The sequence below is a fragment of the Micromonospora sp. NPDC048169 genome (genome assembly GCF_040652815.1).
Taxonomy (GTDB): domain Bacteria; phylum Actinomycetota; class Actinomycetes; order Mycobacteriales; family Micromonosporaceae; genus Micromonospora.
In genome coordinates, this window is the sequence record NZ_JBEZMS010000013.1 from 149,552 (window position 1) to 164,056 (window position 14,505).

The following is a 14,505-nucleotide window of genomic DNA, read 5'->3' on the forward strand; positions in this document are numbered from 1 at the left end:
CCATGCTGTCGATCGAGAACCTCTCCGTGACGATCCGCCGGCCCGGCCGGCAGGTGGCCGCGCTCAGCGGCGTGAGCTTCGCCGTCCGGCCGGGCGAGGTCGTCGGCCTGGTCGGCGAGAGCGGCGGCGGCAAGAGCATGGTGGCCCGCGCCATCGTCGGGCTGCTGCCCGGCGGATCGCACGCCACCGGGCGGGTGCTGTTCGGCGACTCGGACGTGCTGCGCATGGACGACGCCGCGCTCGCCGCCCACCGCGGGCGGGGGGTGGCGATCTGCTTCCAGAACCCGCGCGGCGCGCTCAGCCCCACCCGCACCATCGGCAAGCAACTCGTCGACCGGCTCGCCACCCACCAGGAGATGTCCGGCGAGCGGGCCCGGGAGGCGGCGCGCGAGCTGTTCGAGGCGGTCGGCATCCGCAGCCCGCAGCGGCGGCTCGACGCGTACGCCCACGAGCTGTCCGGCGGCATGGCCCAGCGGGTGATGATCTCGCTGGCCACCGGCTGCGCGCCGGAGCTGCTGATCGCCGACGAGCCGACCACCGGCCTGGACGTGACGCTGACCCGGGAGATCCTGCGCCAGTTCCGGCACGCCGCCGACACCGACGGCCGGGGCGTACTCCTGATCTCGCACGACCTGGCGTCCATCGCGGAGGTCTGCGACCGGGTGGTGGTGCTCTACGCCGGCACCGTGGTGGAGAGCGGCCCGGCCGCGCAGGTGCTGCGGGAGCCCGCGCACCCGTACACCCGGGCGCTGCTGCGTTCGGTGCCGGACGTCGGCGGCCGGCCTGTCGTCGCCACCCCCGGCGCCATGCCGCTGCTGACCGAGGCGCCGCACAACTGCCCGTTCGTCGCCCGGTGCGCGCACGCCGACCGCACCTGCTCGTCGCGCCGCCCGGCCACCACGCCGGTGCCCGGCGGCGACGAGTGGTCGCTCGCCTGCTTCCACCCGCAGACCCGGCCGCTCGACGCCGACGTGCCGCACACGTCGCACACGCCCGTGGCGTCCGGCGCACAGCCGTCCGGCGCGGACCCGAAGCCGGCCGTGCTGGAGATCGAGGACGCGCACGTCGTCTATCGCAGCCGCTTCGGCTCCGGCGGGCACCACGCGCTGCGCGGCGTCACGCTGCGGCTCGGGCCGGGCGAGACGCTGGGCGTGGTGGGTGAGAGCGGCTGCGGCAAGAGCACCCTCGCCAAGCTCGTGATGGGCCTGGTCGCGCCCACGTCCGGCACCGTCACCGTCGCCGGGCAGGCGCTGGTCAAGCAGCCGGGCCGCGCCCGGCCGCGCGGACGGGCGCTGCGCCGGGCCCGGACCCGGGCCCAGCTCGTGTTCCAGGACCCGATCGGCTCGCTGAGCCCGCGCCGGCCCGTCGGCGACTCCATCGCCGAGCCGTTGCGCGCCGCGGGCCTGTCCCCGGCGCAGCGGGAGGAGCGCGTCACCGCCGTGCTGGACCGGATGGAGCTGGACCGGTCGATCCTGCGGCGCTACCCGCACGAGCTCTCCGGCGGCCAGGCGCAACGCATCGGCATCGCCCGCGCGCTGGTCGGCGAGCCGGACCTGATCGTCTTCGACGAGCCGACCTCGGCGCTGGACGTCACCGTCCAGGCGCAGATCCTCGATGTGATCGCCGACGTGGCGGCCGACGCGGACCGCGCCTCGGTGTTCATCTCCCACGACCTGGCGACAGTGCGCGGGTTCGCCGACCGGGTCGTGGTGCTCTACCTCGGCCGGGTCGTCGAGGAGGGGCCGGTGGACGTCGTCTTCGACACGCCCCGGCACCCGTACACCCGGGCGCTGCTGGGCAGCGCCCCCCGCCTCGGCGGGACGACCGGGTCCGACGGCGAGGCCGTCGAGCTGGTCAAGGACCTGGAGGAAGCCGACGCCGCGACCGGGTGCCCACTGGCCGCCCGGTGCCCGTTCGTCACCGACCGGTGCCGATCGGAGCAGCAGGAGCTTCAGTCGTACGGCGAGAGCCGGGCCGCCTGCTGGCGCGTTCCCGAGCTTCCCGCCCTCATCGGAAGGCAGGCTGTCACGCCATGACCCGTCGCCCCATCCGGCTCGCCGTCGACATCGGCGGGACCTTCGTGGACGCCATGGAGCTCGACACGCGCACCAACCGGGTCCGCTTCCGCAAGGCGGCGACGACCCCGGCCCGGCCCGCGGACGGTGTCCTCAACGCGATCACCGCGCTCGGCACCGACCTGTCCGAGGTGGAGCTCTTCATCCACGGCACCACCCTCGGCCTCAACGCGGTGCTGGAGCGTCGTGGTGGCCGCACCGGCATCATCACAAACGAGGGCTTCCGGGACATCTTCCTGATCGGCCGCGGCAACGTGCCGTCCGACCACATGTACGACTTCCAGTACCAGCGGCCGGAGAGCCTGGTGCAGCGCCGCTTCACCGCCGGCGTGCGGGGCCGGCTGGACTACCGGGGACGCGTGGTGGAGCCGCTGGACCCGGACAGCGTCCGGGAGGCCGCCCGCACGCTCGTGGTGGACCAGCAGGTCACCTCGATCGCCATCTGCTTCCTGCACTCGTTCCTCGACCCGAGCCACGAGCGCGAGGCCGCGCGCCTGATCCACGAGGAGTTCCCCGAGGTCAGCCTGTCGCTGTCGACCGACATCGTGCGCGAGTACCGGGAGTACGAGCGCACCAGCACCACTGTGCTGGAGGCGTACATCCGGCCGATCTTCGAGCGGTACGTGGACGAGCTGGAGGCCGGCCTGGCCGAGCGCGGCTTCTCCGGACGCTTCCTGATCATGCGGTCCGGTGGCGGCTCGATGACGAGCGCGGTCGCCAAGACCGCACCCACGCACACGGTGCTCTCCGGTCCGGCCGGCGGCATCGTCGGCGCCGCGTACGTCGCCTCCGAGCTGGGCCGGGACAACGTGCTCACGTTCGACATCGGCGGCACCTCGCTGGACGCCTGCGTGATCGAGCGCGGCAACCCGGTCGCCGCGTACGAGGCCCAGCTGGAGCACTTCCCGCTGCTCATCCCCACGTACGACATCCGTACCATCGGCGCCGGCGGCGGCTCGATCGCCTGGCTGGACCACGGCCTGCTCAAGGTCGGCCCGCAGAGCGCGGGCGCCGACCCGGGCCCGGTCTGCTACGGCCGGGGCGGCACCAGGCCGACGGTCACCGACGCCGCTGTGGTGCTCGGCTACATGGATCCGGACCGGTTCCTCGCCGGCACCATGGGTCTGCGCGACGCCGAGGCGCGGGCCGCGATCCAGGAGCAGCTGGCCGATCCGCTCGGCCTGAGCGTGGAGAACGCGGCGGCTGGTGTCTTCGACGTGCTGCTGGCCCGCACCGTCGGCGCGGTCCGGCAGATCACCGTCGAGCGGGGGCACGACCCCCGGCAGTTCGCGCTTCTCGCGTTCGGCGGGGCAGGCCCGCTGCTGGCGCCGCTGCTGGCCCGGGAGATGGGCATCGGCGAGGTGGTCGTGCCGTTCGCGCCGTCCGGCTTCTCCGCCTGGGGCATGCTCTCGGCCGACATCGTCAACGACTTCAGCCGTACCGTGATGGCCACCCTCGACGACGCCGACCTGTCGGACCTGGAGCAGCTGTTCAAGGCGGTCGAGGCCGAGGCGGTCGCGTCGCTGGTGGCGCAGGGCGTGCCCGCCGGCGAGGCGGTGCTGGAGCGGCAGTTCGAGCTGCGCTACCTCGGCCAGGAGCACAGCCTGATGGTCACCGTTGGGCGTGAGCTGGACCGCGACGCCGTCCGCGCCGCGTTCGACGAGACGCACCGCACCCGGTACGGCCACACCATGGGCAACCCGCTCCAGATCCTCAACCTGCGGGTGCGCGGCATCGGGCGCACCGACCGGCCGGAGCTGGAGACCCTGCCGCGCGGCGACGGCGACCCGTCGCAGGCGCTGCTGGCGCACCGCGACGCCTACGACTTCGGGCAGCACGCTGTGGTGCCGTTCGCGGTCTACGACCGGGCCCGCCTGGAGCCGGGCGACACCTTCGACGGACCGGCGCTGGTCGACGAGGGCACCTCCACCACAGTGGTGCCCAGCGGCCAGCGGGTCACCGTCGACGACCACGGATACCTGCTCGTCACCCTGGAGGAAGCCGCATGACCACGCTGGACGGAGCCCAGGTCGAGGTCGTCCGCAGCTATCTGCTGTCGGCGGCGGAGGAGATGCGGGCCACCCTCATCCGTACCTCCTTCAACCCGGTCATCTACGAGGTGCACGACTTCGGCCTGTCGATGTACGACGCCGACCTGCGGCTGGTCGCCGAGGCCACCGGCCTGACGTTCTTCCTCGGCGCGAACGACTTCTCGCTGCGCAAGGGCGTGGAGTACGTGGGCCGGGAGAACCTGCACCGCGGCGACGTGGTGCTGCTGAACTACCCGTACTGGAACGCGGCGCACGCCTACGACGCGACGCTGTTCGCCCCGGTGTTCCGGCCGGACGAGGCCGACCCGGACGCGGACGGCGAACTGGTCGGCTTCCTCTGCGTCCGCGCGCACTGGATGGACCTGGGCGCCAAGGACCCGGGCTACGTGCTCGACTCGACCGACATGCACCAGGAGGGGCTGATCTTCCCGGGCACCAAGGTCGTCTCCCGGGGCGAGCCGGTGCGCGAGATCCACGAGCTGATCCGCTTCAACTCGCGGATGCCGGACGCGGTGCTGGGTGACCTGCACGCGCAGATCGCCGCACTGCGCACCGGCGAGCGCCGGATGCTGGAGATCATCGAGAAGTTCGGCCGGACCACGGTGGACCAGGCGATCGAACGCATCATCGCCGACGGCGAGGCCCGTGCCCGCGCGGCGCTGGCGACGCTGCCGCAGGGCACCTGGACCGCCGAGGACTGGGTGGACGACGACGGCATCACCGACGAGCCGGTGAAGATGCGCGCCACGGTGACCATCGCCGACGGGCGCTTCATCGTCGACTTCGCCGGTTCCGCGCCGGCCACCCGCGGCCCGATCAACATGCCGTTCGGCGCGACCGAGGCGATCTGCAAGGTCGTGCTGAAGTCGCTCACCTCGCGCGACGAGCCGTCGAACGCCGGCACCGTGGCGCCGCTGGAGGTGCGGGCGGAGCCGGGCACCCTGTTCCACGCCGTCTACCCGCAGCCCACGTTCACGCTCTGGACCGGCATCGTCGCTGTGGAACTGATCCTCAAGGCGCTGGCCCAGGGCATGCCGGACCTGCTGCCCGCCTCCTCCGGCGGCGACGTGCCCGGCTTCATGATGGTCGGCCTGCACCCGGACACCGGCAAGATGTTCGCGGTCAGCAACAACGACCTGGTGGGCTGGGGCGGCACCGCGCAGCACGACGGCATGGACGCCGCCACCCACGTCTCCGGCAGCACCGGCCGGGGCACCCCGATCGAGGTCATGGAGGCCAAGACCGGGATGTTCTTCGAGCGCTGGGAGATCCGCGCGGACTCCGGTGGCGCGGGCCGGTTCCGGGGCGGCTGCGGCCTGCGGCGGGACATCCGGTTCCTGACTTCCGGCGAGTTCCTCACCGTCATCAAGAAGACGAAGAGCGCGCCGTGGGCGCTCGACGGCGGCGAGCAGCCGGAGCCGAACCAGATCGTGGTGTTCCCGGGTACCGACCGCGAGCACCGGGTGAGCACCAAGCGCACCGTGGTGGCGGCGGGTGACCGGGTCACGCTGCTGACCGCCGGCGGCGGCGGGCACGGCGACCCGGGCGACCGCGACCCCGAGGCGGTGCGGCGGGACGTGGCCGAGGGCTACGTCTCCCGGGAGGCGGCCCGGGACGTCTACGGAGTGGACGTCGATGGGTGAGCCGACGGTCGACGGGGCAACCGTCGAGGTCGTCCGCAGCCACCTCGTCTCGGCCGCCGAGGAGATGCGGGCCGCGCTGGTGCGCACCGCGTTCAACCCGGTGATCTACGAGGTGTACGACTTCGGCATCTCCATCTACGACCGGCGGTTGCGGCTGGTCGCGGAGTCCACGGGGCTGTCCCGCTTCCTCGGCGCCAACGACTACTCGCTGCGCAAGGGCGTCGAGTACGTCGGCCGGGAGAACCTGCACCGCGGCGACGTGGTGCTGCTGAACTACCCGTACTGGAACGCGGCGCACACCTACGACGCGACGATGTTCGCGCCGGTCGTCCTGCCGGACAGCGAGGAGCTGATCGGCTTCCTGTGCATCCGGGCGCACTGGATGGACCTGGGCGCCAAGGATCCCGGCTACGTGCTCGACTCCACGGACATGCACCAGGAGGGGATCATCTTCCCCGGCACGAAGGTGTACTCCCGGGGCGAGCCGGTGCCGGAGATCCACGAGCTGATCCGGTTCAACTCCCGGATGCCGGAGCTGGTCATCGGCGACCTCAACGCGCAGATCGCCGCGCTGCGTACCGGCGAGCGGCGGGTGACCGAGCTGTACCGCGACTACGGTCCGCCCGTCGTCGACGCGGTGGTCGACCGGGTGATCGACGCCGCCGCGCAGCGTGCCGGGGAGGCGGTGGCCGCGCTGCCGCAGGGCAGCTGGACCGCCGAGGACTGGCTGGACGACGACGGCGTCAGCGACGAGCCGACCCGGATGCGGGTCACCGTCACGGTCGCCGACGGCGAGTTCACTGTGGACTTCGCCGGGTCGTCCCCGGCGGTGCCCGGGCCGGTGAACCTGCCGCTCGGCGCCACCATCGCCACCTGCCGGGTCGCGTTCAAGGGCGTCACCACGCCCGGCGAGCAGACGAACGCCGGGCACTTCGCGCCCCTGCGGGTACGCGCCGAGCCCGGCACGTTGTTCCACGCGCGGTATCCGGCCGCCACGTTCACCCAGTGGACCGGCACCGTCGCGCTGGAGCTGATCCTCAAGGCGCTGGCGCAGGGCATGCCGGACGGGCTGGCCGCCTCCTCCGGCGGTGACGTGCCCGGGTTCATGATGGTGGGCCGGCACCCGGACACCGGCGACATGTTCGCGGTCAGCAACAACGACCCGGTCGGCTGGGGCGGCACGCCCCGGCACGACGGCATCGGACCGGCGAACCACCTGTGCCAGACCCAGGCGCGCAACACGCCCGTCGAGGTGCTGGAGTCGAAGACCGGGATGTTCTTCGAGCGCCTGGAGATCCGGACGGACTCCGGTGGTGCCGGCCGGTTCCGGGGCGGCTGCGGCCTGCGGCGGGACATCCGGTTCGTGACGTCGGGCGAGTTCCTGACGGTGATCAAGAAGACGAAGAGCGCGCCGTGGGCGCTGGCCGGCGGCGCACAGCCGGAGCCGAACCAGGTGGTGGTGTTCCCGGGCACGGACCGGGAGCACCGGGTGAGCACACGGCGTACCGCGGTGGCGGTGGGGGATCGGGTGACGTTGCTGACCGCCGGTGGCGGTGGGCACGGCGACCCGAGATCGAGGGATCCGGAGGCGGTACGGCGGGACGTGGCCGAGGGCTACGTCTCCCCGGGGGCCGCCCGAGACGTTTATGGAGTGATCGCGTGAGTGCCGCCTATTCGCCCGAGCAGCCGAGCGTGCTGCTCGGCAACTGCACAGTGCTGGACGCCCGCGTGGTGGACGGCATGACGCCAGTGACCGGCGCCGGGGTGTGGGTCCGGGGTGACCGGATCGCCGCCGTCGGGCCGTACGCCGAGGTGGCCGAGCAGGCGCGGGCCGCCGGCCGGCTGACCGAGGTGGACCTCGACGGCGCGTACCTGACGCCCGGCCTGGTCAACATGCACACCCACTTCTCGCTGTCGCTGCCCGGCTCCGGGGGCGACGGCGTCAAGGGGATGGGCTCGTACGACCTCGCCCACTACATGGCCGACGGCGCGCGGCGCACGCTGCACTCCGGCGTGACCACAGTGCGCTGCGTGGCCGAGAAGGACCACGCCGACTTCGCGCTGCGGCGGGCGATCAACGCCGGGCGCGTGCCGGGTCCGCGCATCTACACCGCCGGCCGGGCGCTGGTGTGCACCGGCGGGCACGGCCACGAGAGCAACGACACGCTCGAGTGCGACGGCCCGGTGGGCTTCCGCCACGGCGTGCGCAGCCAGATCAAGGCCGGCGCCGACCTGATCAAGGTGATGATCTCCGGCGGCATCGCCGGTGAGCACGAGAGCATCCACACGCCCCAGCTGTTCGCCGACGAGATGAGCGCGGTGATCGAGACGGCGCACGCGTGGGGCCGCAAGGTCACCGCGCACGCCGGGCCGGCCGAGGTGATCGGCGCGGCGGTCGAGCTGGGACTGGACTGTGTGGAGCACGGCTACCAGCTCACCCCGCAGGTCGCGGCGCGGATGGCCGAGCGCGGCACCGCTCTCGTGCCGACGCTGCTGGTGACCCGCTGCAAGGAGTTCTTCGACGAGCTGGGCGTGCCGGAGTGGATGCAGTGCCGGTCGCTCGGCGCCGGCCCCCGGCACCTGGAGAGCTTCGACATGGCGATCGCCGCCGGGGTGGAGGTGCTGCTGGGCAGCGACATGCCCCCGTTCTGGGAGTTCGAGGGCACCACCGCCTCGATCCGGGAGCTGGAGTACATGTCCGAGCGGATCGGCACCGCACGGGCCATCCACGCCGGCACGCTCGGCCCGATCCGGTGGCTCGGCGCGGAGTCCGACCTCGGCACCGTCGAGGCCGGCAAGCTGGCCGACCTGATCGCGACCGACGCCGACCCGCTGGCCGACACCTCGGCGTTCCGGGACGTGCGGTGGGTGATGAAGGGCGGGCAGATCGCCCGCGACGACCGCAACCAGGAGGAGACGCGATGACGTTCGCGGATTCAGGCGCGGCGGCGATCGCCGCCGGCATCGACGACATGTACGACGCGTTCCTCGCCGGGGACCAGCAGCGGTTCGACACGCACCTGCACCCCGACGTGACCACCTGGGAGACGCACCTGCCGGGGCCGCTGCGGACCCGGGCCGAGCTGGACGAGTACCGCGCCCGGCGGGACGCCGCGGGTCAGCGTCCCCGGCTGGCGGTGCTCGCCGCGCGGGACAAGCGCATCGACGTGTGGGACGACTTCGGCGTGGCCCGGTACGAGCTGATCGCGCAGCTCGGCCCGGACGACGCGCCGGAGGTCACCCGGGTCACCGACGTGGTGCGCCGGATCGACGGCCGCTGGGTGATCGTGCACCATCACGCCGAGCTGGTCCGGGAACCGGTGGGCGCGGCATGATCCGGCGGCTGGTCGCCGGGCGGACCGGTGAGCCGGCGGACGTGCTGTCGGTCGCCGAGCTGCCCGACGACCCGCCGCCCGCCCCCGGTGAGGTACGGCTCGCCGTCCGCACGGTGGGGCTGAACTTCCTGGACGTCATGCTCTGCCGGGGCGAGTACCCGGTGCGGCCGGACCCGCCGATGACGCCCGGCGTGGAGACGGCCGGCCGGGTCGTCGCCGCCGGTGCCGGAGCGGAGCACCTGCTGGGTCGGGAGGTGCTCGCCTGCCCGGCGCTGCCGCGCGGCGCGCTCGGCACGACGGTGACAGTGGACGCCGCGGTGGTGGTGCCGCGGCCGTCCGCTATCGACCCGGTGACCGCGGCGGCACTGCCTGTCACCTACCAGACGGCGTGGTTCGCGCTGGAACGCGCGGGGGCCACCGCCGGGCAGACCGTCCTGGTGCACGCCGGTGCGGGCGGGGTGGGCATCGCCGCGATCCAGCTCGCCGTCGCCCGGGGCGCCCGGGTCCTCGCCACCGCGGGTGGCCCGGCCAAGACCGCTATCTGCCGCGACCACGGCGCCCAGGTGGCGATCGACTACACGGCGGAGGACTTCGTGCCCGCGGTGCTCGCGGCCACCGGCGGGCGCGGCGTGGACGTCGTGGTGGACCCGGTGGGCGGCGACGTGTTCGCCCGTACCTGGGACTGCCTGGCGTTCGAGGGCCGCCTCGTCGCGGTGGGCGCGGCCGGTGGCGCACCACCGCCTGTCGACCCGCTGCGGCTGATGGCGGCGAACGCGACGCTCGTCGGCCTCTCCTGGGGCTCGCAGTACCCGTGGCAGCGGGCCAGCGCCGTCGAGTCCGCCTACCAGGAGCTGTTCGACATGTGCGCCTCCGGCGCGGTCCGGCCGCCGGTCAGCCGCGTCGTCTCGCTGGACGAGGCGCCCGCGGCGCTCACCGAGCTGGCCGAACGCAGGACCACCGGCAAGATCATCGTACGGATCGACGAGGGGGAGGGACCGTGAGCGACAGCGACGGCGACATGGAGATCTACGACCTGAAGGTCACTGTCGACCGGATCGAGGGCCGGTCGGTGTGCGGCATGGCCGTGGGCGACCACTTCGAACTGACGAACAGCGCGCACCTGCGGCTGCCCGAGGGAAAGCACTTCTGCGTGTACGCGCTCGCCTCGGTGCTGCCCTTCCTCGCCGCCAAGCAGCGTGACCTCGCGCCGGGTGACTGGCTGGCCCAGGACTCCCACTTCATCTGCCCGGACCCGGAGGAACGGCTCGTCATGAAGGTGGAACGGACCTGCCGGCGCACGATGAACTCGGCGGACCTGACATGACAGTCGAGATCGGACTCGGCCTGCAGAGCGACAAGCCGGCCGGCGCCTACGCCCGGCTGGCCCGCGCCGCCGAGGCGCACGGCTTCGACGTGCTCACCGTCTTCGGCGACCTGATGTACCAGCCGCCGATCTTCCCGCTGCTGGAGATGGCGCAGGCGACCGAACGGGTACGCCTCGGCGCGGCCTGCCTGAACCCGTACTCGATGGCGCCGTACGAGATCGCCGGTCAGCTCGCCGCCCTGGACCTGGCCTCGCACGGGCGGGCCTACCTCGGTTTGGCCCGGGGGACCTGGCTGGGCGCCGTCGGCCTGCCGCAGCCGCGGCCGCTGACCACCATCGAGGAGGCCGTCCAGGTCGTCTACCGCCTGCTGCGCGGCGACCGGACCGGCTTCACCGGAAAGGTCTTCTCGCTCGCCCCCGGCACCGCGCTGCGCTACGACGTGCGGCGGCCCGACCCGCCGCTGCTGCTCGGCGCCTGGGGCCCGCAGGGCGCGGCGCTGGCCGGGCGGATCGCCGACGAGATCAAGGTGGGCGGCAGCGCCAACCCGGACATGGTCCCGGTGATCCGCGAGCGGCTGCGGACCGGCGCGGAGAAGGCCGGGCGCGACGTCGCCGACGTCGGCATCGTGCTCGGCGCGGTCACAGTCGTCGACACCGACGGCGAGGCGGCCCGCGCCAAGGCCCGTACCGAGGTGGCCATGTACCTCGCCGTGGTGGCGGAGCTGGACCCGACCGTCGAGATGCCCGACGACCTGGTCAAGCGCGTCGGCGACCTGGTCGACGCGGGCGAGGACGAGGCGGCGGGCCGGCTGATCCCGGACGACGTGCTCGACCGGTTCGCCTTCTCCGGCACCCCGGAGCAGGTCGCCGCGCAGGCCCAGGCGCTCATCGACGCGGGCGTACGCCGGGTCGAGTTCGGCACACCGCACGGCCTGACCGACGAGCGCGGCGTGGACCTGCTCGGTTCCGCCGTTCTGCCCCTGCTGCGCAGGTGAGTCCGGTGCGGCTCACCGTCGTTGCCGGTCCCGGCCTGGTGGCCGACACCGCGCTGCTGGCGTCGCTCGTCACCACCACCTGCGCGGAGCTGGACGTCGTCGGCGAGGTCGTCGCCGCCGCCTCGGCCGGCGAGATGCGCTCGTTGCTCGCCGCGCCGGACCAGCCGGTGGTGGTGCTTCCCGGCCCCACACCAGCGGCCCGCGCGCTGATCGGCGCGCAGCCGCCGCACGCGGTCTGGTACGACCTCACCGTCGAGACGGCGGTCCCCGGCGCGGTCCACCTGGCGGGCCGGGGACTGTGGGGCGTGGCGTGGGCGATCCGGCACGCCGTGCACCGCTTCCGCGCGCCGGCCGACCGGATCGCCTACGGTCCCGGCCCGGAACAGTGGGGCGACCTGCGACTGCCGTCGGCTCCGGGTACCGGGCCGGCGCCGGTCGCGGTGCTGCTGCACGGCGGCTTCTGGCGATCGATCTGGGGCGCGGACCTGATGGACGCCCTCGCCGTCGACCTGGCCGACCGTGGCTACGCGTCCTGGAACCTGGAGTACCGGCGCCCGGACCGGCACGGCTGGGACGCGACCGCACAGGACGTCGAGGCCGGCATCACCGTGCTGCGGGACCTCGCCGCCGACCGGCCGCTGGACCTGGACCGGATCGTCGTGCTCGGCCACTCGGCCGGCGGGCAGCTCGCGCTGCGCGCCGCGGCCGACCTCGCCGGGCGTGCGAGCGGGCCACGTGTCGCGCTGGCGGTGTCGCTGGCCGGGGTCCTCGACCTCACCGAGGGCGAGCGGCGCTTCCTCGGCGACGGCGCGATCTCCGCGGCCCTGGGCGGCTCACCGGCGACAGCGCCCCGGCGGTACGCCGAGAGCGACCCGATGCTCCGGTTGCCGGTCGGTGTCCCGACCCTCCTCGTGCAGGGGACGGCGGACAGTCTCGACCTGGTCGACGCCAACCGGCGCTACGCCGTGGCGGCAGCCGACGCGGGCGACGACATCCGGTACCTCGAACAGCCGGGGGACCACTTCGCCGTGATCGACAGCGGCGCGGACATCTGGCACGCCACCATGACCGCGATCGACGGCTGACCATCCGGCGCCTGCTCCGGGCTTGTTCACCGGTGTGAACAAGCCCGGAGTTCGGCGTGCCTCAGAACAGGCGGGGCGTGACCACCGAGACCACTGTCGTCACCGAGTCGGTGTCGTTGTACATCTGGTGCGGCACCGACGAGCGCAGGTGCACGCTGTCGCCCGGGCACAGCCGGTGCTCCACGCCCTCGACCTCGTAGAGCAGCTCACCGGAGATGACGTAGGCGAACTCCTCGCCCCGGTGGCCGTACGCGTTCTCCCGGCGCCCGCCGGGCGCGATGTGCACGAGCATCGGCTCCAGCACCAGGTCCGGCCCCCGGTCGGAGAGCATCCGGTAGGTCTGCTGCCCGGACACGTACTGGGTGGCCGACGTTTCCGCCCTGGTCAGCGTGAAGTGCCGGGGAAGCGGGGAGACGTTGCTGTCCGGCGCGCCGTTGCCGGCGTCGAAGAAGTCGGCCACCGAGCGGTCCAGCGCCTTGGCGACGCTGCCCAGCGCGGTCAGGCCGATCGAGGAGATGCCGCGCTCGACCTGGGACAGGAAGCCGATCGACAGGCCGGAGCGGGAGGCGAGGCCGCGCAGGGTGAGCCCGCGCTCCTTGCGGTACCGCCGGATCCGGGCGCCGACCAGGCCCGCCGGGGTGCTCTCGTCCGCGGCGCCACCGGGGGCGGCCTGCTCCGACGGCGGCTGACTGTCCATGGACCGCACGAGGACCTCCTGTTGCGGTGGCGGGGGATCCGCCCGGGATGTTCGATCCTATCGAACATGCCGCCCCTGTGCGAGGGGGAGGCACGGCATTTCCCGTCCGCTTCCGCCATGTCTTCCCTGGTGGACGGGGGGCGGCGCCAGCCGGCAGGCTGGCGCCGCGACACCCGGTGGGTCAGCCGGCGCGGCGCAGCCGGCCCATCATGCCGTTGAGGTCGTCGACGAACTGCTCGTGGCGGAAGTAGTGCCCGCCGGGGACCTCCCGGCCCTCGTGCGGGATGCCCGCCCGGGCGAGCAGGCTCCGGAACTCACGCTGGCCCGCCAGCACCTGGCTCTCGTTCGCCGTGTCGAACCAGTTGATCGGGTCGGGGGACGTGCCGGCGACCAGGAAGATCCGCTTGTTGCGGTAGCTCTCGATGCGCTGCACCGGGTTGTCCATGTTCACCCGGGCCTCGTCCCACAGGGGCGCACCGTAGACGGTCCCGCCGCCGAGGTCGAGCGCGGCCGAGGTGGCGTTCGCCCAGTGCACCACGAGACCGAAGTCCCGCCGCAGACTCGCCGGGCCGGAGTGGGCGCTGACCGAGCAGAAGTGGCCGTAGTACTTCGCGGCGTACTTCAGCGCGCCGAAGCCACCCATCGAGAAGCCGGCGACGGCGCGGCCGTTGTACTCGGCGAAGGTCCGGAAGTTCGCGTCGATCCAGGGCAGCAACTGGGCGATGTGGAAGGTCTCCCAGTTGCGCGGCCCGGTGTTGCTGCTGACCGGGTTGCTGTACCAGCCGGTGGAGGCGTCCGGCATGACCACGATGACCTCGCGGCCGGCGGTCAGGTTGATGATGTTGTCCTGGAGGTGGAACGTGCGGAAGTCCTGTTGGCCGCCGTGCAGCAGGTACAGCACCGGGTAACGCTTGCGGCTGGTGTGGTAGCCGTCGGGCAGCAGCACGTTCACCGCCGGATCCCACTCGATCGCGTCGGTGGCGAAGCGGTAGTACTGCAACCGGCCGCCGTTCTCGTTGCGGCCGACGATGCGCAGGCCGAACCCGTCGACGGCGGCCGCGCTCGCCGCGGACGGCGCGGTGAAGGCCCCGGCCAGGGCGCCGGTCGCCGCGACCGCGGCGGCGCCGGTGAGCAGGCGGCGGCGGCTTACGGTGGGGGGAGTGGTCCGGTCGTGCGACATGAATCCTCCTGGGAGTCGATGGGGGTCAGAGTGTGGTTTCGCCGGTGAGGCCGAAGTAGTCGTGCCATTTGGTGGAGGGGCTGAATGTGGTGCCGGTGGACAGGGCGACGTAGATGTCGT

Annotated in this window: 12 protein-coding genes; 10 read left to right on the forward strand and 2 right to left on the reverse strand. The window is 73.0% G+C overall.

Annotation, left to right across the window (positions count from 1 at the left end; all coding sequences use genetic code 11):
• The first annotated feature begins 2 nt into the window (after window positions 1–2).
• The 10 genes from AB0D28_RS14550 to AB0D28_RS14595 are packed head-to-tail and all read left to right on the forward strand — an operon-like array spanning window position 3 to window position 12,508.
• Window positions 3–2,036 (forward strand): dipeptide ABC transporter ATP-binding protein, encoded by a 2,034-nt coding sequence (locus AB0D28_RS14550; RefSeq protein ID WP_357385872.1) that lies wholly within the window; start codon window positions 3–5, stop codon window positions 2,034–2,036.
• Complete coding sequence (locus tag AB0D28_RS14555) at window positions 2,033–4,084, forward strand: hydantoinase/oxoprolinase family protein (protein WP_357385844.1); 2,052 nt, start codon at window positions 2,033–2,035, stop codon at window positions 4,082–4,084. Before AB0D28_RS14550 ends, AB0D28_RS14555 begins: the two co-directional genes overlap by 4 nt.
• Entirely contained in the window at window positions 4,081–5,769 is a 1,689-nt protein-coding gene (locus tag AB0D28_RS14560) for a hydantoinase B/oxoprolinase family protein (protein ID WP_357385846.1), read from the forward strand. The genes AB0D28_RS14555 and AB0D28_RS14560 overlap by 4 nt, the downstream gene beginning before the upstream one ends.
• The gene (locus AB0D28_RS14565; protein ID WP_357385848.1) at window positions 5,762–7,432 is read left to right on the forward strand and encodes a hydantoinase B/oxoprolinase family protein; all 1,671 of its coding nucleotides are present in this window, start codon (window positions 5,762–5,764) and stop codon (window positions 7,430–7,432) included. Before AB0D28_RS14560 ends, AB0D28_RS14565 begins: the two co-directional genes overlap by 8 nt.
• On the forward strand, window positions 7,429–8,694 hold the full coding sequence (locus AB0D28_RS14570) for an amidohydrolase family protein (RefSeq protein ID WP_357385850.1): 1,266 nt from the start codon (window positions 7,429–7,431) through the stop codon (window positions 8,692–8,694). Before AB0D28_RS14565 ends, AB0D28_RS14570 begins: the two co-directional genes overlap by 4 nt.
• Window positions 8,691–9,104, forward strand: coding sequence for a nuclear transport factor 2 family protein (locus tag AB0D28_RS14575; RefSeq protein ID WP_357385852.1), 414 nt, complete (start codon window positions 8,691–8,693; stop codon window positions 9,102–9,104). The genes AB0D28_RS14570 and AB0D28_RS14575 overlap by 4 nt, the downstream gene beginning before the upstream one ends.
• On the forward strand, window positions 9,101–10,105 hold the full coding sequence (locus AB0D28_RS14580) for a zinc-binding dehydrogenase (RefSeq protein WP_357385854.1): 1,005 nt from the start codon (window positions 9,101–9,103) through the stop codon (window positions 10,103–10,105). Before AB0D28_RS14575 ends, AB0D28_RS14580 begins: the two co-directional genes overlap by 4 nt.
• On the forward strand, window positions 10,102–10,428 hold the full coding sequence (locus AB0D28_RS14585; RefSeq protein ID WP_151500654.1) for a TIGR04076 family protein: 327 nt from the start codon (window positions 10,102–10,104) through the stop codon (window positions 10,426–10,428). Before AB0D28_RS14580 ends, AB0D28_RS14585 begins: the two co-directional genes overlap by 4 nt.
• Complete coding sequence (locus AB0D28_RS14590) at window positions 10,425–11,423, forward strand: LLM class flavin-dependent oxidoreductase (protein ID WP_357385856.1); 999 nt, start codon at window positions 10,425–10,427, stop codon at window positions 11,421–11,423. Before AB0D28_RS14585 ends, AB0D28_RS14590 begins: the two co-directional genes overlap by 4 nt.
• 5 nt (window positions 11,424–11,428) lie before the next feature.
• A complete protein-coding gene (locus tag AB0D28_RS14595) occupies window positions 11,429–12,508 on the forward strand; it encodes an alpha/beta hydrolase (RefSeq protein WP_357385858.1) in 1,080 nt (359 codons plus the stop codon).
• Window positions 12,509–12,569: 61 nt separating this feature from the next.
• On the opposite strand, the gene AB0D28_RS14600 is transcribed toward AB0D28_RS14595, so the two are convergent.
• Window positions 12,570–13,205, reverse strand: coding sequence for an XRE family transcriptional regulator (locus AB0D28_RS14600; protein ID WP_357385874.1), 636 nt, complete (start codon window positions 13,203–13,205; stop codon window positions 12,570–12,572).
• 181 nt (window positions 13,206–13,386) lie between these two features.
• On the reverse strand, window positions 13,387–14,385 hold the full coding sequence (locus AB0D28_RS14605; protein WP_357385860.1) for an alpha/beta hydrolase-fold protein: 999 nt from the start codon (window positions 14,383–14,385) through the stop codon (window positions 13,387–13,389).
• Window positions 14,386–14,505: the final 120 nt, after the last annotated feature.